Origin of the sequence: Brevundimonas halotolerans (assembly GCF_003730275.1) — a bacterium.
GTDB lineage: Bacteria > Pseudomonadota > Alphaproteobacteria > Caulobacterales > Caulobacteraceae > Brevundimonas > Brevundimonas halotolerans.
The window spans coordinates 64,482-84,974 of the sequence record NZ_QTTA01000003.1 but is presented as its reverse complement, the minus strand read 5'-3'; the positions used below and the strand labels follow the sequence as shown (position 1 = coordinate 84,974).

The window sequence follows — 20,493 nt, the reverse complement described above, 5'->3', positions numbered from 1 at the left end:
CCGCTGCGGCCCAACGGCTGAAACGCTTGTGCGCCGTCTTCCACTTGCCGTAGCGCTCGGGAAGGTCCTGCCAGTGAGCGCCGGAACGCAGCACCCACAGCACGCCGTTCACGAACAGGCGGTTGTCTGACCCCGTCCGCCCGGGATCCGACGTCTTCCCCGGGAGCAGCGGCTCGATCCGAGCCCACTGCGCCTCATCCAGTTCGTACCGCTTCACACCCATCACAGACCTCCGTCAAAGCGGAGACCTATGAATCACGCATTCAGGCCCAAGTGAATCCCTGAATGTCGATTGGACCTAGACCGGCTCACCCCGCAGGAGTTTTGGCAGGTCGCCTGTGGCGCCGCCCGCTTCGTGCATGAAGGCCCGGCGCAGGGGCGCGATGCGGTTGACGGCGGCCATGCCGAGGTCACGCACGGCCCGGACCGGGGCGATATCGTTCGAGAACAGCCGGACAAAGGCGTCAAAGGCCAGCGTCAGGGCGACCGTGTCAAAGCGCCGCCACTGGGCATAGCGGTCCAGCACGGGCTCGGCGCCGATATCCTCACCCAGCAGCCGCGCGTCGGCCAGCACCTCGGTCAGGGCGGCCACATCCTTCAGCCCCATGTTCAGGCCCTGCCCCGCGACCGGGTGGACGCCATGGGCGGCGTCGCCGATCAGAGCGATGCGCGGCGCGACCATGGCCGTGGCCAGGCTGAGGTCCAGTGGATAGACGAAGCGCGGACCTTCGGGCCGGGCTGTCCCGAGGAAATCCCCGAACCGCCGGTTCAGGTGGGACAGGAAGGCGGCGTCCGATGCGCCGCGCAGGGCCTCGGCCGCCCGGGTCGGTTCGGTCCAGACCAGACTGGCGCGCTGATCGGTGAGGGGCAGGATGGCAAACGGCCCGCCCGGCAGGAAATATTCATGGGCCACGCCCTCATGCGGGGCGGCCAGACGCACGGTGGCGACGACACCGCTCTGGCCATAGGCCTGTCGGATGACGCCGATCCCGGCCGCGTCGCGCACCACGGAACGGCGCCCTTCCGCCCCGACCACCAGGGCAGCCCGCACCTGTGAGCCGTCGCTGAGGGTGACGGTCGATCGGCCCAGCCCCGTTTCGACCCCGCTTACCCCCACCGGCGCCCGTATTGTCACATCGGTTTCGCCCAGGGCGCGGGCCAGCGCCACGCGCAGGCGGCGGTTCTCGATCATATAGCCCAGCGGTTCGCCGCCTGTGGCGTCGCCGATCTCATCGGCGTCGAAGCGGAGATAGGCCGGGTCAGGCGCTTTGGCCGAGGCGCCGGGCCGGCGCCCGTCGGTCACCAGAATCCGGTCCATGCGGCAGGCGTGGGGCGCCAGATCCTGACCCAGACCGAGGGTGTGGAGCATCCGGTAGGTGGAAAAGGCGATGGCGGTCGATCGCCCGTCGAATGTTGGTGCCAGCTGGGCCTCGAACGGCTGGGGATCCACCAGCGTCACCTCGAACCCTTCGCGCGACAGGGCCAGCGCCAGACTGGCCCCGGCCAGGCCCGCGCCCGCAATCAGAACATCTGTGTAGGCGATATCACTCATGACCCCTTGTCGCGCTCTCGCCCGCCTACGTCCAGTGCGGCGAAAGGCCCCCGAAAGAGGGTCCGATCCGTGGCGAGGTAAACAGCCCCTTAACCCTCCCTCTGCCACCCTGTCGGTGTTTCGTCGCTGTTTCGTTCGCTAGGGGTCTACCCGCCCATGTCCGCTGCCCTCGCCATCAGTCACCGGATCTGGCTGAGCGCCCGCATCGTCTGGCAGGCGCCGGCGATCGTGCGCTTTCGCGGCATGCTGCAGGCCCTGCTGTCGGTGCTGCTGCTGATCGCCCTGATCTCGTGGAACCGCAACGATCCCAGCTGGAATGCCGCCTCGACCCATGCCCCGACCAACTGGCTGGGCGAGCAGGGGGCGGTGATCGCTGATCTGTTCATGCAGGGTCTGGGTCTGGCGGCCTGGCCGGCCGCCCTGCTGCTGCTCGCTTTCGGCCTGGCCATGGCCGTGGGCGACACCCTGCGTCATCGGCTGGTGGTGACGCCGATGCGCAGCCTGACCGCGACGCTGGGCGTGCTGGCGCTGGCTGCCGCCCTGTCGACGCCGACGCCGCCGGCGATCTGGCCGCTGGTGACCGGCATGGGCGGCCTGTCGGGCGACGGGTTCAGCGGGGTGATTGTCGCCGGACTGAATGCGCTGGGCCTGCCGGGCAACAGCTGGATCGTCAGCATGATGCTGGGCCTGATGTTTCTGGGCGGAGCCCTGACGGCATTGGGCCATGCCCTAGGCCTGCGTCCGGCCGATCTGAGCGACGGGCTGGACTGGATCCGGGGTCGGGCCCGCACACGCGCGGCTACGCCCGCCGAGACGGCCCGCGCCAAGCCCGTGCGACGCGCCCCGCCCCGCCCCAAACCGGTCGATCCCGAGGCCGCCCCGGTGCGTGAGCCCGCGCCCGCTGCGGCCCGCACGACCGACGTATCCGAGCCGCGCGTCGCCCCGACCAAGGCGACCCGTGCCGCCCGCAAGGACGCCGATGTCGACCAGCGGACCTTTGATTTCGTGCGACCGCCGGGCGCCTTTGACCTGCCGTCGCTGGCCACACTGGCCAAGCCGGAAAAACGCGTTGGCGCCGTCGACGAGGCCGCGCTGAAGCAGAACGCCCGCCTGCTGGAAGAAGTGCTGCAGGAGTTCGGCGTGCGCGGCACCATCGACCAGATCCGGCCGGGCCCGGTCGTCACGCTGTACGAACTGGTGCCCGCCCCGGGGGTCAAGCATGGACGCGTGGTGGCACTGAGCGACGACATTGCCCGCTCCATGTCGGCCCGCGCCTGTCGCATCAGTGTGGTGCAGGGACGCAATGCCATCGGCATCGAACTGCCCAATGCCAAGCGCGAAACCGTCTATCTGCGCGACCTTCTGGCCTCGGGCGAATATGACAAGCCCGCCCACCTGTTGCCGCTGGCGCTGGGCGAGACCATCGGCGGCGAGCCCTATGTCGCCGATCTGGCGCGCATGCCGCACCTGCTGATCGCGGGCACCACCGGTTCGGGCAAGTCGGTGGGGGTCAATGCCATGATCCTGTCGATCCTGTACCGCCTCAGCCCCGACGAATGCCGCTTCATCATGATCGACCCCAAGATGCTGGAGCTCAGCGTCTATGACGGCATTCCCCACCTGCTCAGCCCGGTGGTGACCGACCCGAAGAAGGCGGTCGTGGCGCTGAAGTGGACGGTCCGCGAGATGGAGGACCGCTATCGCCGCATGTCCAAGCTGGGGGTGCGCAACATCGCCGGCTATAACGCGCGCGCCAAGGAAGCCCAGGCCAAGGGCGAGCATTTCGAGCGCACCGTCCAGACCGGCTTCGACGACCAGGGCCGCCCGGTCTATGAATCCGAGAAGATCCGGCCCGAACCCATGCCCTATCTGGTCGTGGTCATGGACGAGATGGCCGATCTGATGCTGGTGGCCGGCAAGGACGTCGAGGGCGCGGTCCAGCGTCTGGCCCAGATGGCCCGCGCGGCGGGCATTCACCTGATCATGGCGACGCAGCGCCCGTCGGTCGATGTGATCACCGGCACGATCAAGGCGAACTTCCCGACCCGGATTTCTTTCCAGGTCACCTCCAAGATCGACAGCCGCACCATCCTCGGCGAACAGGGCGGCGAGCAGCTGCTGGGCCAGGGCGATATGCTCTATATGGCCGGCGGCGGCCGCATCACCCGGCTGCACGGCCCGTTCGTGACCGACCGCGAGGTCGAGGAAGTCTGTGCCCACCTGCGGGCCCAGGGCGCGCCCGACTATCTGGACCTGATCACCGATGAGCCGGACGGCGACGGCGGCGACGGGGGCGACGACGGAGGTGGGACCGGGGATGACCTCTATGACCGGGCGGTGGCTGTGGTCACCCGCGACCGCAAGGCCTCGACCTCCTACGTCCAGCGTCGCCTGCAGATCGGCTATAACCGCGCCGCCACCCTGATCGAGCGCATGGAGCAGGAAGGCGTGGTCAGCCCCGCCAACCATGCCGGCAAGCGCGACGTGCTGGCCGGACCGCCGCCTCTTTAGGAGTGGCCCTAACGCTCGCGACGCGGTCGCTCGCTGCTTGAGGGATGAACCGGCAGAGGCGGCGCGCGTTGTTCCGGGCCGGTGCGGTGCCGGGTCCGTTTCCGATGAACGGGGCTTCATCGCAGCGCCGGAATATGGTCAGGCTGGAGCCATGACCGCGCCTTGTGGACCGGGGATGCTTGAGCCTCGATCCACTTCACTTTCAAGGATGATTTCATGACGACGCCTCACATCCTGTCCCGCCGCGATTTCGGCCTCGGTGCCGCCCTGGGGGTGACCGGCCTGCTGGTCAGTGCGCCCTCGGTCATGGCCCAGGCGGGCCTGTCGGCCGCCGATCAAGCCGTGGTGGCCCGCGCCCAGACCTATCTGCGCGGCCTGACCTCGGCCCAGGGCGAGTTTGTCGAGACGGGCGCGGGTGGCCAGCGCCGGACCGGCCGGTTCTGGCTGCAGCGCCCCGGCAAGATGCGCTTTGAGTACACCAACCCCGAGGGCCTGCTGGTCGTCTCGGACGGCAACAATGTCATGCGCTATGACCCGCGCCTCGAGGTGTTCCGTCAGGTGCCGCTGAGCGAGACACCTCTGTCGACCTTCCTGTCACGCGAGGTCCGGCTGGACCAGGGCGTGCGGATCGACCGGGTCGTGCGTCGGGAGTCCGGAGCCTTTGCGCTGGTCGCACGCGATTCCCGCCGCCCGAACGACGGTTCAGTCACCCTGGCCTTTGCCGGCGATCCGATGCGGCTGCAGGAGTGGACGGTGGTCGATGCCCAGGGCGCGCGGACCCGCACCCAGCTGACCACGCTGCGGCCTGCGGGCGGCCTGTCGAACAGCCTGTTCCAGCTGCGCGACCCGACCCGCCGCCCCGGACGCAATCGTTGACGCATACGCCTGACGGACGATCCGTGTCGGAACCGCAACAGAAAGCGGGGCTACAACGGGCGTTTGACGTTTTCGATTTGACGTTGCATAATGACAACAGGCTGGCAGCAGCCATTTGACCGCTACGGATGTCATCCCCCTCCCTGCGGCAGAGACACCTCTGAAAGCGCCCGGTCTTGCGGCCGGGCGTTTTTTTGCGCGGGCTCACAAACCCCTGCTAAGCCGGGCGCATGACCCTTCGCCTGACCACCTGGAACATCAACTCCGTCCGACTGCGCATCGACCAGGTCGCCCGCTATGTGAGCGAAAGCGGCACAGACGTCCTGCTGCTGCAGGAGATCAAATGCACCGACGACCAGTTCCCGGTGCGCGCCTTTGAAGACATGGGCCTGCCGCATCTGAAGATCGGGGGCCAGAAGGGCTGGCACGGGGTGGCCATCGCCAGTCGCCTGCCGCTGGAGGAAGCACCGAATCTCGGCCTTTGCCGCGAAGGGCATGCGCGCTGCGTGTCGGCGACGGTCAAGGGCGTCGAGATCCAGAATTTCTACATTCCCGCGGGCGGCGACCTGCCCGACCGCGCCCTCAATCCGAAATTCGATCACAAGATGGATTTCTACGAGCGGCTGACGGCCCACATCGAGCGTCGGGACCCGGACGCCCGGTTGCTTCTGGCCGGCGATTTCAACATCGCCCCGGGGGAATTCGACGTCTGGAACCACCGCTACATGCTGAAGATCGTCAGCCACACCCCGGTCGAGATCGAGACCCTGACCCGGCTGCAGCAGGCCGGGCGCTTCAGCGATGTGATCCGCGACGCCTTCCCCGATCCTGAAAAACTGGCCAGCTGGTGGAGCTACCGGGCCCAGGACTTCCGCAAGTCGAATCGGGGGCTGAGGCTGGACCACATCTGGACCTCGCCCGGGCTGACCCCGGCCGTGGTTCCCGGCTCGGCGCGCATCCACGAGCCGGTGCGGGCCTGGGAGCGCCCCAGCGACCACGCGCCGGTCAGTGTCGACCTGGACGTCTAGGGCGTCAGAACGGGAAGAAGATCGGGATGGCGACCATGGCCGCGACCCAGGTGATCAGATTGAGCGGCACCCCGATGCGGACGAAGTCCATATAGCTGTAGCCGCCCAGCTGATAGACCAGCACATTGGTCTGATAACCGAACGGGGTCGCGAAAGCCGCCGAAGCCGCCATCATGACCGCCACCAGGAACGGGCGAGGATCCACGCCCAGGCTGACGGCAAGGGCCACGGCCACCGGTGTGATCAGCACCGCCACCGTGGCATTGGACAGCAGCTCGGTGGCGACCAGGGTCACGCCATACAAGATGATCAGCGCCGCCAACGGTCCGAACGGCCGGATGACGTCGATCAGCAGGGTGGCCCCGCTCTGGCCGAGGCCGGTGACCTCAATGGCGATGCCGAGCACGACCATGCCCGCGATCAGCAACAGAATGTCGGGCCGCAGGCCGGAATAGGCCTCTTCGGCGGTCAGGATCCGCAGCAGGATCAGCGCCACCGCGCCACCAAAGGCCGCTGCGGCGATCGGAATCCAGCCCATGCCGGCGGCCAGCACGACCGCCACGAAGATGCTCAGCGACACCATGGCCCGTTTGAAATCGAATGGCCGATCGGCGGCCGCATAGAGCTTGAGGTCCCCCAGCTGGGCGTCGCCAGACCCGTTGTCCAACGGACGGGGCTCGCCAACACGCGGCAGGTTGAACGGCAGGCGAAAGCGCCGCGCCGCTCGCTGGGTCTCGGCCTCGATCCGGGCCTCCTCGGCGCGCTTGCGGCGCAGGGCCTCGGCCTCATCGTCGGCAACCGCGCGTCCCAACTGGCGGGCGCCCACGAAATACAGCCAGAGCGCGCCACAGACGGCGATGGCCAGACCCACCGGCGTGATCTCGAACAGGGTGAAGACCGGCTGTCCGACGTTTCTGGCCATGTCATTGACCAGCAGATTGGTCGAGGTGCCGATCAGGGTGCAGGAGCCACCCATGATGCTGATGTAGCTGAGCGGAATGAGGAACCGCTTCGGCGAGCGATTTAGTGTTTCGGCCACGTCCTTGATGACCGGCGCCGCCAGCACCACGATCGGCGTGTTGTTCAGAAGGGCCGACGCCGCGCCGCACAACATCATGACGATCCACAGCCCTGCCTCGCCCAGGTGCGCGCACAGCTTGGTTGCCTGACGGATCAGCAGACCGAGCAGGCCGGATAGCTCAATGGCGTAGGCGATGACGAACAGCGAGGCGAGGGCGATGACGGCCGGGCTGGCAAAGGCCGCCTGCACTTCGACGGGCCGCACCACACCCAGAAGCAGCAGCACCGCCGCCCCGGCCAGGGCCACGACATCCGCGCGCACCCGTCCGTGGATAAGCACGCCGACCACGGTCACCAGGACGCCAAGGGCTATGATCTGATCGAGAGTCATCCGTCCCTGAAGACGCGCCCCTGAAGCTGGCGTCAATACAGGTCACGGAAATTCGTCTTGAAGGCAGACTGTGCTAAAGATTTGGGATGCTTGGGAATGACACGATGAAATCGATCCGCGATCTGCCTGTCGCCCGTCTGGCGATGGCATCCGTGATGGCCGTGGGTCTGGCCCAGTGCGATCGCGAACCGCGCGAACAGCCCGTGGACGCGGAACCGATCGTCGAGACGCCGGTGCCCGAGCCTGAGATTGCGACCCCGACCACGCTCGACCGGTCGGCCTTTCTGGGCGCCATATCACGGGCCGGTTCGGCCTATGCCATCGGCACGACCGTCAGCGGACCAGACCCGCTGGTCGGCCGCACCTTTGCCATCCGCCTGCCGTTCGGCTGCGGGCGTCCGAAGCCGGCAGCCTTGGCCACGCCTGCCGATGCTGAGGGCACGGCCCGCTCCCCCGACGCCGGGGTGCCGACCTTGGCCTGGGGCCCGGAGAATGAAACGCTGCGCCTGTCGCTGACGCCGGACGACTGGTCAGACACAGCCCTGATCACCAGTTCGGGCGCCGGCGACCGCTGGGAAGCGGTCGAGGGGTTCTGGCTCAGCCGCCCCTGGCTGGGCAGCGAGACCTGCCCGCAACGGATCGACCGCGACCCGCTGGGGGGTGGGACCGGACAGGCGGACCCCCAGACGGTCGGTCTGGCTTCGGTCCATGAGACCAACAGTTCGCGTCTGGGCCGCCGCGACGGACAGGCCTATCGCTTTACCCTGCGGGGCGAAGATGACCGCGCGCCCGTCCCCGCGCCCATGGGCTATCGGGTCGTGCTGGAGGGCCGGTTCGCCAGCTTCCCCGACGGCCGAGCCATTCGCTGTCGCGCCGCCAGCATCGACCAGCGCCCGGTCTGTATCGCCGCCGTCCAGCTGGACCGCGTCGCCTTTGAGGATGGCAGTTCCGGCACCGTGCTCAGCGAGTGGCGTCCCGGATAGGGCCTGCGGCGCTTCCGGGATGACAAATCCGGACGCTGGCAATCCTAGGGCTGGAGACGGTAGCCGCCCTGGTCGGTGACCAGGATACGGGCCTGACCCGGTTCGGGCTCGATCTTCTGGCGCAGGCGATAGATGTGGGTCTCGAGCGTGTGGGTGGTGACCCCGGCGTTATAGCCCCAGACCTCGGTCAGCAGTTCCTCGCGCGACACGGCCTTGGCCCCGGCGCGATAGAGGTATTTCAGGATATTGGTTTCCTTCTCCGTCAGCCGGATCTTGCGGCCCTCGGGGGCTGACAGGGTCTTGGCGGCCGGACGAAATTCATAGGGGCCGATCCGGAAAACGGCGTCCTCGGATTGTTCGTGGCTTCGCAGATGGGCGCGGATGCGGGCCAGCAGCACGGCAAACCGGAACGGCTTGGCCACATAGTCATTCGCCCCTGCGTCCAGCCCGAGAACCGTATCGGAGTCCGAGGTCTGGCCGGTCAGCATGATGATGGGGGTAGACACCCCGGCCTTGCGCAACAGGCGACAGGCCTCGCGCCCGTCCATGTCCGGCAGGTCAACATCCAGCAAAATCAGATCGATCCGTGAGTCGCGGCCCATGCGGATGCCGTCGGTGGCATTGGCGGCCTGACGGGGCACGAACTCCTCGTGCAGGGCCAGCTGTTCGGCGAGCGCCTCGCGCAGGTCGTCGTCGTCGTCGATGATCAACAGGGTCTTGGACGTGGGCATATAATGACAATGGCGAGCGTCGGGCCCTACGCCAAGGGCAGGCCTGCGTTTTCCGGTCTCTCAGTCGGCATCGCGGGCCCCGAACAGGGCCGTGCCCAGCCGCACATGGGTGGCGCCAAAGCGGATGGCAGTCTCGAAATCGCCGCTCATGCCCATGGACAGGACCGGCAGCTCATTCCGTCGGGCGATTTTGGCCAGCAGAGCGAAATGAGGACCTGCGGCCTCCTCGACCGGAGGAATGGCCATCAGACCCTCGACCGCCAGACCGTGCACCTCGCGCGCCCGGGCGATGAAGACGTCGGCGTCGCGCGGCGCAAGACCCGCCTTCTGGGGTTCCTCACCGGTATTGACCTGAATCAGCACGCGCGGCCGCTTGCCCAGCTTGTCGGCGGCCCGCGCCAGCGCCTCGGCCAGACGCTCGCGGTCCAGGGTCTCGATGATGTCAAAGCGGGCCAGGGCCGCCTCGGCCTTGTTGGTCTGCAACGGACCGATCAGCCGCAGTTCTACAGAATGGCCTGCAGCCTCGGGCGCGCCCCAGCGACTGTCCGCCTCCTGCACCCGGTTCTCGCCGAATACGGCCTGCCCGGCGTCAAGGATGGCCTTCACCCGCCCCCACGGCTGGGTCTTGGTCACGGCGACAAGGGTGACGGCGTCCGGATCGCGCCCGGCGTCGCGGGCCGTAGCGTCGATCCGCGCCCGTGCGTCGGCCAGACGCTCGGCGATGGACGCGGGGACGGAGACAGGCGATGAGGAGGACATGACGGGCGATCCGGACGAAAACCAGCTCTGGCAGACGGCACAGGCTCTAAACCGGGCGGCGGCGGCTGTCAGCCCGGGTGTCGCCTCCCTGCCGCCCCTGCTGTTCTTTACCGACCCGGTTCGCACGCCCCGGGCCTGGGAGATCGCCGTGCGCCTGCCCCGGGGGGCCGGGGTGGTCTATCGCGGCTTTGGCCGACCCGAAATGGCAGAGGAGGCGCGGCATTTGCGACGTGTGACGACCGACCGGGGGGTACGGCTGCTGATCGGTCAGGACGCCGAACTGGCCGAGGTCATTGAGGCGGACGGCGTGCACCTGCCCGAACGCGATCTGGAACAGGCCGGGGCGCTGCGGTCTCGTCATCCGACGTGGATCATAAGCGGCGCCCTGCATAGGGATGCCGCTGTGCCCGAGAGCGAGGCGCTGGACGCCGTCATCCTGTCACCCGTGTTTCGGGCGGGGGGCGCGAGCGCGGATCGGGACCCGTTGGGGATCGCGGAGGTCGCCCGTCGGGTCGCGCGGCTGCCATTGCCGACCTATGGCCTCGGTGGGATCACGTCGGAGACGGCGCCCGCACTGGCGGACACCGGTCTGTGCGGGCTGGCGGCGATTGACGGTGTGGTGAAGGCGTTCAGCGCAGTCTGAACTGCGCACTCAGAAGCGGAAAATGCTCTCGAGGCGAACGCGCGGCTGGGCGCGGGCGTCAGATTCGCGGACCCGGGCCGGGTCGGGATCAGCGACCGCCAGCCCGGCCGAGGCGCCGACGCGCAGGCTGGGATTGACGCGGTAATAGGCGCCGGCTTCCACATCGCCCCACTCGGCTTCGCGACCGACAGGCGGGCTGAGATTGAAGTCCAGGCCCCAGCGGCCGCTCTCGTTCACGCGCAGTCCGCGGCGTTGGCCAGTGCGGGCCGCGCGATCGGCGTCGCTGAGCGACACGCTTGGCGTCTGGGCCCGGGGTGTCGGGCGGGTCTGGGCTTCAGCCGTCGCAGGCGTGAGAGTCAGGGCCGCTCCCCCGAGCACCAGGGCGAGCGAAAGGCTGAGGGTCACGCCCGTGCGGGCGCGCTGTGCCTTGACCTGTCCTGTGCGCGTCTGGCGCATGTCCTGCCCTTTGAGCCTGCGACTCTGGTTGGCGTCAGTGACCGGCAAAAGCCGACCCCGGCGCATTACAGCTTGAAACTAAGACACTGGCCGCATGGACGGTCAATGCAAACCCGCGCCAAGGGTTGCGCGCATCGCGACTCCGTTCTGTCGTGTGGCGCAAGCGTCACGCGAATTCCGAACATGTCGCCATGTCCCGGCTGGCGAGTCCCGCCCTCCGGGCCGCAGATGCGGCTTTGCCTTGTCTTTGCCCCTTTTCCTCGTGCTATAGGACGGACAGTTCCGGGTCGGTGCGATCCGGGGCGACGCATGCGCTTCTATCCGGGAGCGATGAGGTTGAATCTGAACGGAGAGTCCTGAATGGCCACCCAGTCGGCTGTGGTTCGCGGCGCAGCATTGGTCCTGATGGCATCGAGCCTGGCCCTGGCCGGATGTAGCTCGATCCCGATCATCGGCGGTTCGCGCGACGCAGCGACCTCCAACGCCCCGGCCGTGGGGATCGGCGTGAACGCCTATCTGTGGCGCGCCTCGCTGGACACGCTGAGCTTCATGCCTCTGACGAACGCCGACCCCTGGGGTGGCGTGATCAATTATGACTGGTATTCGGACCCGGCCGCCCCGAACGAGCGATTCAAGGCGACCGTCTTCATCCTCGACACCCGACTTCGGGCCGATGCCCTGAACGTGGCGGTGGTCAAGCAGGTGCGCGGCGCCGACGGCCAGTGGACGGCCGCCCCGGTCGACCCGCAGACCGAAACGGACCTCGAGAACGCCATTCTGACGCGGGCGCGCCAGCTCAACCTCGCCGACGCCCGCTGACCGTGAGGGGCGCTGGCCCCTGCATCTGATCTGACGGGCCCCGAACGGGCTTCGTCTCTCCCGACCGACGCATCCGGGCCCGGCCCGCGCCGGGCTCGTTCAAGGAGCCCTCTTTCGCGTGGCCCGTTACGACCCCAAGACCGCCGAGCCCCGCCAGCAGGATCGCTGGCACGCGGCTGACGCCTTCACCACCCCGGTCACGCCGACCGGCAAGCCGAAATACTATGTGCTCGAGATGTTTCCCTATCCGTCGGGCAACATCCACATGGGCCATGCGCGCAACTATGTGATGGGCGATGTGGTGGCCCGCTTCAAACGGGCCCGGGGCTTTGACGTGCTGCACCCCATGGGCTGGGATGCGTTCGGCATGCCGGCCGAAAATGCTGCCATGGAGCGCGGCGTCCACCCCGGTGAATGGACCTGGTCCAATATCGCGACCATGCGCGACCAGCTGAAGCTGCTGGGTCTGTCGCTGGACTGGTCGCGCGAGTTCGCCACCTGTGACCCGACCTATTACGGCAAGCAGCAGGCCTGGTTCCTGGAACTGCTGAAGCGGGGTCTGGTCTATCGCAAGGATTCGGTCGTCAACTGGGATCCGGTCGACAATACGGTTCTGGCCAATGAGCAGGTGATCGACGGGCGCGGCTGGCGCTCGGGCGCGGTGGTCGAAAAGCGCAAGCTGAACCAGTGGTTCCTGCGGATCACCGACTATGCCGACGACCTGATCGACGGGCTGAAGACGCTGGACCGCTGGCCCGACAAGGTGCGGACCATGCAGGAGAACTGGATCGGACGGTCCAGCGGCCTGCAGATGACCTGGGCCTTTTCCGGCACGCCGCCCAAGGGGTTCGAGGGCGGCATCGAGATCTACACCACCCGGCCCGACACCCTGTTCGGCGCCTCCTTCCTGGGTCTGGCCCCCGACCATCCGTTGTCGAAACAGCTCGCCGAGGCGGACCCTGCCGTGGCGGAATTCGTCGCCGAATGCCGCCGGGGCGGCACGTCCGAGGCCGAGATCGAACAGGCCGAAAAGATCGGTCGCGATACGGGCCTGAAGGTCCGTCACCCCTTCACCGGCGAGGATATCCCGGTTTGGATCGCCAACTTCATCCTGTCGGAATACGGCACGGGCGCCATCTTCGCCTGCCCGGCCCACGATCAGCGGGATCTGGAGTTTGCCCGCAGATACGACCTGCCGGTGCTGCCCGTGGTGCGGCCTGAGGGCGCGGGCGACGACTTCGACGTGGAGGGAGAGGCCTACACCGGCCCCGGAACCCTGTTCAATTCGGACTTCCTGAACGGCAAGGCCATCGCCGACGCCAAGGCCGAGGTGATTGCCCAGGTCGAGGCGGCCGGGAGTGGCGAAGGCAAGACCCTGTACCGCCTTCGTGACTGGGGTGTCAGCCGCCAGCGCTACTGGGGCTGTCCGATCCCGGTGATCCATTGCGCGTCCTGCGGCGCCGTGCCGGTGCCGGTCGACCAGCTGCCGGTGGTGCTGCCCGAGGACGTGACCTTCGACAAGCCGGGCAACCCGCTGGATCGCCACCCGACGTGGAAACACGTCCGCTGTCCGTCCTGCGACGCCGAGGCCGTGCGCGAGACCGACACGCTCGACACCTTCGTCGATTCCAGCTGGTATTTCGCCCGCTTCACCGATCCGAAGGCCAATGCACCGATCAATACGGCCGCCGCCGACCACTGGCTGCCCGTCGACCAGTATATCGGCGGGGTCGAGCACGCGGTCCTGCACCTGCTGTATGCCCGCTTCATCAGCCGGGCCCTGTCGGATGCGGGGATGATGTCGGTCAGGGAGCCCTTCGCCGGCCTGTTCACGCAAGGGATGGTGGTTCACGAGACCTATCGCACCGGGGCCGGTGCCTGGGTCGAGCCGACCGACGTCCGCCTTGAGACCGTAGACGGCAAGCGCGTCGCCACCCGCCTTTCGACCGGCGAGCCGCTGACCATCGGCGACATCGAGAAGATGTCCAAGTCGAAGAAAAATGTCGTGGCGCCGCAGGAAATCCTCGACAGTCACGGCGTCGATGCCGGGCGTCTGTTCGTCCTGTCCGACAGCCCGCCTGAACGCGATATGCAGTGGACCACCGGCGGTCTGGAGGGCGCCAGCCGCTTCGTCCAGCGCGTCTGGGCCGAGTTCGACGGCTTTGACGCCGGCGCCCCCGATCAGCCGGAGATCGATCTGGCGCTACGCCGCGAGACGCACAAGGCGATCAAGGCGGTGACCGAAGGCGTCGAGGGCTTCCGCTTCAACTCGGCCATCGCGAAACTGTATGGCTTCCTGTCGACCCTGCGCGCCCATGCAAGCGCCGGCGGCGCGGCGCGGCGTGAGGCCCTGTCGGCCTTTGCCCGTCTGATCGCACCCTTTACGCCCCACCTGGCCGAGGAATGCTGGGCGGCGCTGGGAGAGGACGGCATGGTCCTGGACGCCCCCTGGCCCCAGTGGGAGCCGGCGCTGGCGGCTGATGACGAGCTGACCCTGCCCGTCCAGATCGGCGGCAAGCGACGGGGCGAGATCGTCATGCCGCGCGGGGCCGATCCCAAGGCCGTCGAGGCCGAGGCGCTGGCCAATCCGGCTGTGCGCGCCTACCTTGAGGCCAATGGTCTGTCGGTCAGAAAGGTGATCGTGGTGCCTGATCGCATCGTCAATCTGGTGGCGGGATGACCGCCGGCCTGCGCGACCTGTGGCTGAGCGGGGCTGCGGCCTTGATGCTGGTCGTTTCGGCCTGCGGCTTCACCCCCCTGTATGGGGAGGCGACCACCGCAGGCCTGTCGCGCGTCGCCGTTGAAACCCCGGACACCCGGCTGGGCTACCGGCTGCGCGAACGGCTGGAAGATGCCCTGCTGTATGATCGGGCCCTCGCGCCCGAATGGCGTTTGGACGTGACGCTTGATCCGTCCCGCAGGCCGCTGGGCCGCCGGATCGACGACACCGCCGCCCGCTATGAGATGACCCTGATTGGTCAGTGGACGCTGACTCCGCTGTCGGGGGGCGAGGCTCTGGCGGGAAACGAGACGGTCACGGTCACCTATGCGGTCTCGGACCAGCCCTATGCCGCGATCGCCGCCCAGGAAGACGCCGAAGAGCGCGCGGCCGAGGCCCTCGCCCAGCGGATCCGTCGGGCCCTGTTCCATGCCGTGGGCCCGACCGCCCCGGCCCGCCCCTGATCCGGGGCCATGCAGCTCTCCAAGGCTCCGGAGATCGAGCGCTTTCTCAAGTCCCCCGACCCGTCAGTGCGGGTGGTCCTGATCCACGGGCGCGACCGCTCGGGCGTGGGTGAACGGGCCGAACGGCTGTGCAAGACCGTGACCCCGGACCTCAACGACCCCTTCAACGTCTCCCTGCTGACCGAGACCGATGTCGAGGCGGACGACGGCCGGCTTGAGAATGCCCTGTCAGCCCTGTCGATGATGGGCGGGCGGCGTCTGGTGCGACTGCGCCTCGGCGGCGAGCGCGTCCCTCAGGAAAAGGCGCTGGCGGCGGTGCTGAAGGGCCACGCCGACGGCCAGTTCAATGCCGACGCCGTCTGGGTGATCGAGGCGGGCAATCTGGGCCGGGATTCAGCGCTGCGTCGCGCGGCCGAGAGCCAGTCAGGGGCCGTGGGCATCGTCTGCTATGAGGACGAGACGGGCGATGTGGCGCGGATGACGCGCGAGGCCCTGCAGGCCGACAATGTCGGACTGACTCGCGAGGCGCTGGACCGGTTCGTGGCCCGCCTACCGCGAGAACGCGGCCTGATGCGTCAGGAGCTGGAGCGGCTGATCCTCTATATCGGCCCGGGATCCGGCCGTCAGATCGATGAGGCCGAGCTGGAAGCCCACCTGGGGGTCGAGCCGCAGGCGTCGTTTCAGGATGCGGCCCAGCAGGCCTTTGGCGGCAGGGCGGCGGCCTGTCAGGGGGGCTTGCGCCGGGCCTTTGCCGAGGGCGAGGCGGCGGTGGCCGCCGTCCGCGCGGCGGGCCAGCATCTGGGACGGTTGCGGCGCATATCGGCGGCCATCGCCTCGGGTCAGGGCGCGCGTGAGGCCGCCAAGGCCGCGGGCGTCTTCTGGAAACAGGAGGCCGAAATCCTGCGACAGGTGAAGGTCTGGTCCCCCCGCGACCTGCAGGAGGTGACCGAGGCCGTGGCGCTGGCCGAGGTGCGTACCAAGACCACGGGCCTGCCCGACCGGCTGATCACCGAGCGCCTGTTTCTGGAAATCTCTGCCCGGGCCCGCAGGCTGGGCCTGTAGCTAAAATACGCTTATAATGCAGCGAGTTAGCCTCGCTTCGACGCCTTGCGGAAGGCCGGCTTGTTGGCCGCTGCGCTCTGTCGCGCGACCTTCTTCTCTTCGTGCTGGCCCGGCTTGAAGCCGCCGGAGGTCGACGCACCACTGCTACCGGCCTTCTTGGCGGCCAGGGCCCGCTTCATGGCATCAGCGGTCGGGTTGCTTTTGCCGGGATCGTGGGGCGCGTCGGTCATGCGGTCACCCTAGCACGGCCGCGGATCAAAGGCGCATCAATCGACGGCACAGCTCGTCCAGCTGTTCGAGGCTGGCGTAGCGCAGGATCAGCTCGCCCTTGCCGTTCCGATCCGACAGCTCGACCTTCATGCCCAGGGCGTCGGCCAGATCCTGCTGCAGGGCCTCGATGTCGGCCGAGGCCTCACTGTTGGCGGCGCCGCCCCGCTGGGACGGCCGGACCGGCCGGACGCCCTCTGTCGCCTGACGCGCCAGAATCTCGGTCTGGCGGACGTTCAGCCCCTTGGCGAGAACCTCTTCGGCCAGCGCCACGGGATCCGCCGCCGTGATCAGGGCCCGGGCATGTCCGGCGCTTAGCCGGCCAGCCATGACATGCTCGCGCACCGGTGCCGGCAGCTGCAGCAGGCGCAGGGTGTTGGCCACATGACTGCGGCTCTTGCCGACCACACCGGCGACGGCGTCCTGGGTGCGACCGAACCGCTCCATCAGCTGGGCATAGGCATTGGCCTCTTCCATCGGGTTGAGGTCGGCCCGCTGGACGTTCTCGATGATGGCGACCTCGAGCACCTCGACATCGTCCATCTGGCGCTCGATCACCGGCACAGTGGTCAGGCGAGCGGCCTGGGCCGCGCGCCAGCGCCGCTCTCCGGCGATGATCTGCCATCGGTCCGTCTCGCCCGGCCAGACGCGCACCAGAATGGGCTGAAGCACGCCGCGATCGCGGATCGAGACGGTCAGTTCCTCGAGGTCCGTCGGGGTGAATTGCTTGCGCGGCTGATCCGGATTGGGGCTCAGCAGCTCGATCGGCAGCATGCGTACGCCCGCAGGCGCGCCCTCGCCCGACACGGCCACCGGCTGTTCCCCGACGCTTTCGCCCAGCAGGGCCGACAGACCGCGCCCCAGACCTCTTTGACGTTCAGACACGACTCTATCTTTCTGTTCAGTACCTTACGCTGCCGCCAAACGACGGGAGCGTTCACGTTTGACCACTTCACGGGCCAATTTCAGATAGGCCTGACTGCCCGCGCACTTCAGATCATAGATCAGCGCCGGCTTGCCGAAGGACGGCGCCTCCGACACCCGCACATTCCTCGGAATGACCGCATCATAGACCTTGTCGCCGAAATGGGCCCGGACATCATTGGCCACCTGGCCCGACAGGGCGTTGCGTTTGTCATACATGGTCAGGACCAGCCCTTGAATCTCCAGCCGGGGATTGAGACTCTGACGGACCATCTCAATGGTCTTCATCAGCTGGGTCAGGCCCTCCAGCGCAAAGAATTCGCACTGCAGGGGCACCAGAACCGCATCCGCGGCCGCCATGGCGTTCAAGGTCAACAGGTTCAGCGAGGGCGGGCAGTCGATCAGCACATAGTCATACTGCGTCTGACCCACGCGCCCGTGCGCCAGAAGCGCATCCCGCAGCCGGAACGAACGCCTGTCTGCCTGACTGAGCTCGATCTCAACGCCCGACATGTCCGGATCGGACGGGATGATATGCAGGCCGGGGACGGCCGTTTCCACTGCCGCCTCGGCCACGGCCCTACCATCGGTCACGACGTCATAGATGGTGACGCGCCGTGTTTCACGTGAAACGCCGAGCCCCGTCGAGGCATTGCCCTGGGGGTCCATGTCGACGATCAGGACCTTCTCGCCGATGGCGGCCAGCGCCGTGCCCAGATTGATGGCCGTCGTGGTCTTGCCGACGCCGCCCTTCTGGTTCGACACCGCCAGTACGCGCGGTCCCGGCTTGGTCTCAGACAGAACGGACACGACGCAGACTCCCGATATGGACGATGCGGCCGCGTGGATCGCTTTGCGACGGCCTGAGCTCATGGGTGAAGTGCCAGGATTTCCGCGCCTCGCGCAACTCCTCCTCGACCCGTTCCCCCTTGAGAAACACGGCTTGTGCACCGCGTTGCAGATAGGGCTGTGCATAACCCAGCAGCCGCTCCATCGGCGCAAGCGCCCGGGCCGTGACGGCGTCGACGTCCACATCGTCCTGCTCTTCAGCGCGACCGTGGATTACCGTGGCCGGCAATTCCAGCGTTTCAACGACGGTCGAAAGGAAACGACAGCGTTTGCCCAGGCTGTCGATCAGCCACACATGGGCGTCGGGGTTGTCCTTCAGCAGTATGGCCAGAATCAAACCGGGAAAGCCCGCCCCGGCACCCAGATCAGCCCAGGTATTGGCCTCAGGCACCATCCCCAGCAGCTGCGCGCTGTCCCAGGCATGGCGCGACCAGAAGTCAGGCAAGGTATCCGGGCCAACCAGATTCATCACCGCATTGGTCTCGGTCAGCATATCGCGGAAGCGGTCGAGCTCTGCCATGCGTTCAGCCGAGGCCCCGGTCCGGGCCTGAAAGTCCTCGCGCGTGCGAACCGTCACGCGGCGACCCGGTGCTTCTTCACATGGGCCAAAAGGGCCGTCAGCGCGCCGGGTGTCACGCCTTCAATGCGCGACGCCTGTCCCAGAGTAAGGGGACGGACCTTGGCCAGCTTCTCCCGAACCTCGGTCGACAGGCTACCCATGGCGGCATAGTCGAGGTCAGCAGGCAGATGCAGGCCTTCCTCCCGCTGCAGCGCCTGGGCATCGGCCGACTGGCGATCCAGATAGCCGGCATAGAGGGCCTCAATGGCCAACTGCTCGCGCACCACGGGGCTCACGTCCGCGAGGTCCGGTCGGACCGGCAGGAACTGGTCCAGGGTCACGTCGGTATGGGCCAGAAGATCCCGTACCGACCGACGCTGGCCGTCGGCGTTCACATGAATGCCCAGCGCCTTCGCCTCGCCCGGCGTGAAGCGGGTCTGATTGGCCCAGGTCAGAACATCGTCCAGCTCGGCCTGTTTCGCCGTGAACGCCCGCGTGCGGTCCGCACCGGCCAGCCCCAGTTCGATGGCCAGCGGCGTCAGGCGGCGGTCGGCATTGTCGGCGCGAAGGCTCAGCCGGTATTCGGCCCGGCTGGTGAACATGCGGTAAGGCTCGGTCACACCGCGTGTGACCAGATCGTCGATCATCACACCGATATAGGCCTGATCGCGCCGAAGGATGACAGCGTCCTGTCCGCCGGCCGCGCGGGCGGCATTCAGGCCAGCCATCAACCCTTGAGCCGCAGCCTCCTCATAACCGGTCGTGCCATTGATCTGGCCGGCGAGATAGAGGCCCGGCCGCGCCTTGACCTCCAGTGTCGGCAGCAGTTCGCGCGGATCAACATAGTCATACTCGATCGCATAGCCGTACCGCATGACCTCGACCGCCTCGAGGCCCGGGATGGTGCGCAGAAAGGCATCCTGGGTCGCTTCCGAGACCGAGGTCGAGATCCCGTTCGGATAGACCATCGGATCGTCCAGCCCCTCGGGCTCGAGGAAGATCTGGTGGCTGGTCTTGTCGGCGAAGCGGACAACCTTGTCCTCGATCGACGGGCAGTAGCGGGGGCCCCGTCCGGACAGATGGCCGCCATAGACGGCGCTCTCCCCGAGATTCTCGGCGATGATCCGGTGCGTTTCCTCGGTCGTATGGGTGATGCCACAGGCGATCTGGGGCACGGTAATTCGGTCGGTCAGGAAGCTGAAGGGTACGGGCTCGGCGTCCGCCGCCTGCATCTCCAGCCGGTCCCAGGCAATCGTCCGGCCATCCAGCCGCGCCGGCGTGCCGGTCTTGAGACGACCCAACGCCAGACCCGCGGCGTGAAGGTCCGCGGCCAGACCGGTGGACGGCGCCTCGCCATGCCGACCGGCAGGAATTCGGAGGTCGCCCCGGTGAATGATCCCGTTCAGGAAGGTGCCCGTCGTCAGAACGACGGCAGCCGCCCTCAGGGACTCGCCCGCCTCGGTCTCGATCCCCACAACGCGGGCGCCCTCGACGATCAGCCGCGCGGCCGTCCCCGCCATCAGGGTAAGATCAGCGGTCGCGGCCAGTTCGGCCTGCATGGCCTCACGATACAGACGACGGTCGATCTGGGACCGGGGCCCCTGAACGGCCGCGCCCTTCGACCGGTTCAGCATGCGGAACTGGATGCCCGACACATCGGCCAGCCGCCCCATGATGCCGTCCATGGCATCAATTTCGCGGACCAGATGGCCCTTGCCCAGCCCGCCGATGGCCGGGTTGCAGCTCATCTCGCCGATGGTGTCGAGGCGCTGGGTGAGCAGTACGGTGCGGGCGCCCGCACGTGCCGAGGCTGCTGCGGCCTCACAGCCCGCATGCCCTCCCCCGATGACGATGACGTCGAACGTGTTCATGGCCGGGGA

General features: G+C 67.6%; 20 protein-coding genes. 9 read left to right on the top strand and 11 right to left on the bottom strand.

Going from position 1 to position 20,493, the window contains the following annotated elements; all coding sequences use genetic code 11:
• Positions 1-217: transposase (locus EG854_RS01360; RefSeq protein WP_164461758.1), on the bottom strand; the 217-nt coding region annotated here is incomplete at its 3' end.
• 81 nt (positions 218-298) lie between these two features.
• A complete protein-coding gene (locus EG854_RS01355; protein ID WP_123285939.1) occupies positions 299-1,552 on the bottom strand; it encodes a UbiH/UbiF/VisC/COQ6 family ubiquinone biosynthesis hydroxylase in 1,254 nt (417 codons plus the stop codon).
• Between the two features lie 156 nt (positions 1,553-1,708).
• On the opposite strand from EG854_RS01355, the gene EG854_RS01350 reads away from it, so the two are divergent.
• From EG854_RS01350 to EG854_RS01340, 3 genes are all read left to right on the top strand, one after another.
• Positions 1,709-4,063: an FtsK/SpoIIIE family DNA translocase gene (locus tag EG854_RS01350; protein ID WP_123285938.1), complete on the top strand. Its 2,355-nt coding sequence runs from the start codon at positions 1,709-1,711 to the stop codon at positions 4,061-4,063.
• A 216-nt stretch (positions 4,064-4,279) separates the two neighbouring features.
• Complete coding sequence (locus EG854_RS01345) at positions 4,280-4,939, top strand: LolA family protein (protein ID WP_123285937.1); 660 nt, start codon at positions 4,280-4,282, stop codon at positions 4,937-4,939.
• Positions 4,940-5,169: 230 nt separating this feature from the next.
• On the top strand, positions 5,170-5,967 hold the full coding sequence (locus EG854_RS01340; RefSeq protein WP_123285936.1) for an exodeoxyribonuclease III: 798 nt from the start codon (positions 5,170-5,172) through the stop codon (positions 5,965-5,967).
• Positions 5,968-5,971: 4 nt separating this feature from the next.
• On the opposite strand, the gene EG854_RS01335 is transcribed toward EG854_RS01340, so the two are convergent.
• Positions 5,972-7,378 (bottom strand): SLC13 family permease, encoded by a 1,407-nt coding sequence (locus EG854_RS01335; RefSeq protein WP_123285935.1) that lies wholly within the window; start codon positions 7,376-7,378, stop codon positions 5,972-5,974.
• Positions 7,379-7,482: 104 nt separating this feature from the next.
• Between EG854_RS01335 and EG854_RS01330 the strand changes: the two genes are divergently transcribed.
• Positions 7,483-8,361: a hypothetical protein gene (locus tag EG854_RS01330; RefSeq protein ID WP_123285934.1), complete on the top strand. Its 879-nt coding sequence runs from the start codon at positions 7,483-7,485 to the stop codon at positions 8,359-8,361.
• Between the two features lie 44 nt (positions 8,362-8,405).
• Here the strand turns inward: EG854_RS01330 and EG854_RS01325 are convergent, their stop codons facing one another.
• Both EG854_RS01325 and EG854_RS01320 read right to left on the bottom strand, forming a co-directional pair.
• Entirely contained in the window at positions 8,406-9,092 is a 687-nt protein-coding gene (locus EG854_RS01325) for a response regulator transcription factor (protein ID WP_123285933.1), read from the bottom strand.
• Between the two features lie 60 nt (positions 9,093-9,152).
• Complete coding sequence (locus tag EG854_RS01320; protein ID WP_123285932.1) at positions 9,153-9,851, bottom strand: YggS family pyridoxal phosphate-dependent enzyme; 699 nt, start codon at positions 9,849-9,851, stop codon at positions 9,153-9,155.
• On the opposite strand from EG854_RS01320, the gene EG854_RS01315 reads away from it, so the two are divergent.
• Positions 9,850-10,494, top strand: a complete 645-nt coding sequence (locus EG854_RS01315) for a thiamine phosphate synthase (protein WP_123285931.1) — start codon at positions 9,850-9,852, stop codon at positions 10,492-10,494. The two genes, EG854_RS01320 and EG854_RS01315, sit on opposite strands and share 2 nt — an antisense overlap.
• A 9-nt stretch (positions 10,495-10,503) precedes the next feature.
• Here EG854_RS01315 and EG854_RS01310 read toward each other — a convergent pair whose 3' ends face one another.
• The gene (locus tag EG854_RS01310) at positions 10,504-10,950 is read right to left on the bottom strand and encodes an NtrZ family periplasmic regulatory protein (protein WP_221403366.1); all 447 of its coding nucleotides are present in this window, start codon (positions 10,948-10,950) and stop codon (positions 10,504-10,506) included.
• Positions 10,951-11,310: 360 nt separating this feature from the next.
• Here EG854_RS01310 and EG854_RS01305 point away from each other — a divergent pair, with 360 nt between their 5' ends.
• The 4 genes from EG854_RS01305 to holA all read left to right on the top strand — a co-directional run bounded on the left by EG854_RS01305 (position 11,311) and on the right by holA (position 16,014).
• Positions 11,311-11,769, top strand: a complete 459-nt coding sequence (locus EG854_RS01305; protein WP_123285930.1) for a DUF3576 domain-containing protein — start codon at positions 11,311-11,313, stop codon at positions 11,767-11,769.
• 118 nt (positions 11,770-11,887) lie between these two features.
• On the top strand, positions 11,888-14,449 hold the full coding sequence (leuS, locus tag EG854_RS01300) for a leucine--tRNA ligase (protein WP_123285929.1): 2,562 nt from the start codon (positions 11,888-11,890) through the stop codon (positions 14,447-14,449).
• A complete protein-coding gene (lptE, locus tag EG854_RS01295) occupies positions 14,446-14,952 on the top strand; it encodes an LPS assembly lipoprotein LptE (RefSeq protein WP_123285928.1) in 507 nt (168 codons plus the stop codon). The genes leuS and lptE overlap by 4 nt, the downstream gene beginning before the upstream one ends.
• Before the next feature lie 9 nt (positions 14,953-14,961).
• Positions 14,962-16,014, top strand: a complete 1,053-nt coding sequence (gene holA / locus EG854_RS01290; RefSeq protein ID WP_123285927.1) for a DNA polymerase III subunit delta — start codon at positions 14,962-14,964, stop codon at positions 16,012-16,014.
• Between the two features lie 26 nt (positions 16,015-16,040).
• On the opposite strand, the gene EG854_RS01285 is transcribed toward holA, so the two are convergent.
• Genes EG854_RS01285 through mnmG form a run of 5 tightly spaced genes read right to left on the bottom strand, consistent with a single transcriptional unit; the run spans position 16,041 to position 20,484 of the window.
• On the bottom strand, positions 16,041-16,244 hold the full coding sequence (locus EG854_RS01285; RefSeq protein ID WP_123285926.1) for a hypothetical protein: 204 nt from the start codon (positions 16,242-16,244) through the stop codon (positions 16,041-16,043).
• A gap of 25 nt (positions 16,245-16,269) precedes the next feature.
• The gene (locus tag EG854_RS01280; protein ID WP_206423360.1) at positions 16,270-17,166 is read right to left on the bottom strand and encodes a ParB/RepB/Spo0J family partition protein; all 897 of its coding nucleotides are present in this window, start codon (positions 17,164-17,166) and stop codon (positions 16,270-16,272) included.
• Between the two features lie 24 nt (positions 17,167-17,190).
• Positions 17,191-18,015 (bottom strand): ParA family protein, encoded by an 825-nt coding sequence (locus EG854_RS01275; protein ID WP_375782295.1) that lies wholly within the window; start codon positions 18,013-18,015, stop codon positions 17,191-17,193.
• The gene (gene rsmG, locus EG854_RS01270; RefSeq protein WP_123285947.1) at positions 17,999-18,574 is read right to left on the bottom strand and encodes a 16S rRNA (guanine(527)-N(7))-methyltransferase RsmG; all 576 of its coding nucleotides are present in this window, start codon (positions 18,572-18,574) and stop codon (positions 17,999-18,001) included. Before rsmG ends, EG854_RS01275 begins: the two co-directional genes overlap by 17 nt.
• Before the next feature lie 53 nt (positions 18,575-18,627).
• A complete protein-coding gene (mnmG, locus tag EG854_RS01265) occupies positions 18,628-20,484 on the bottom strand; it encodes a tRNA uridine-5-carboxymethylaminomethyl(34) synthesis enzyme MnmG (protein ID WP_241153076.1) in 1,857 nt (618 codons plus the stop codon).
• Between the last annotated feature and the right edge of the window lie 9 nt (positions 20,485-20,493).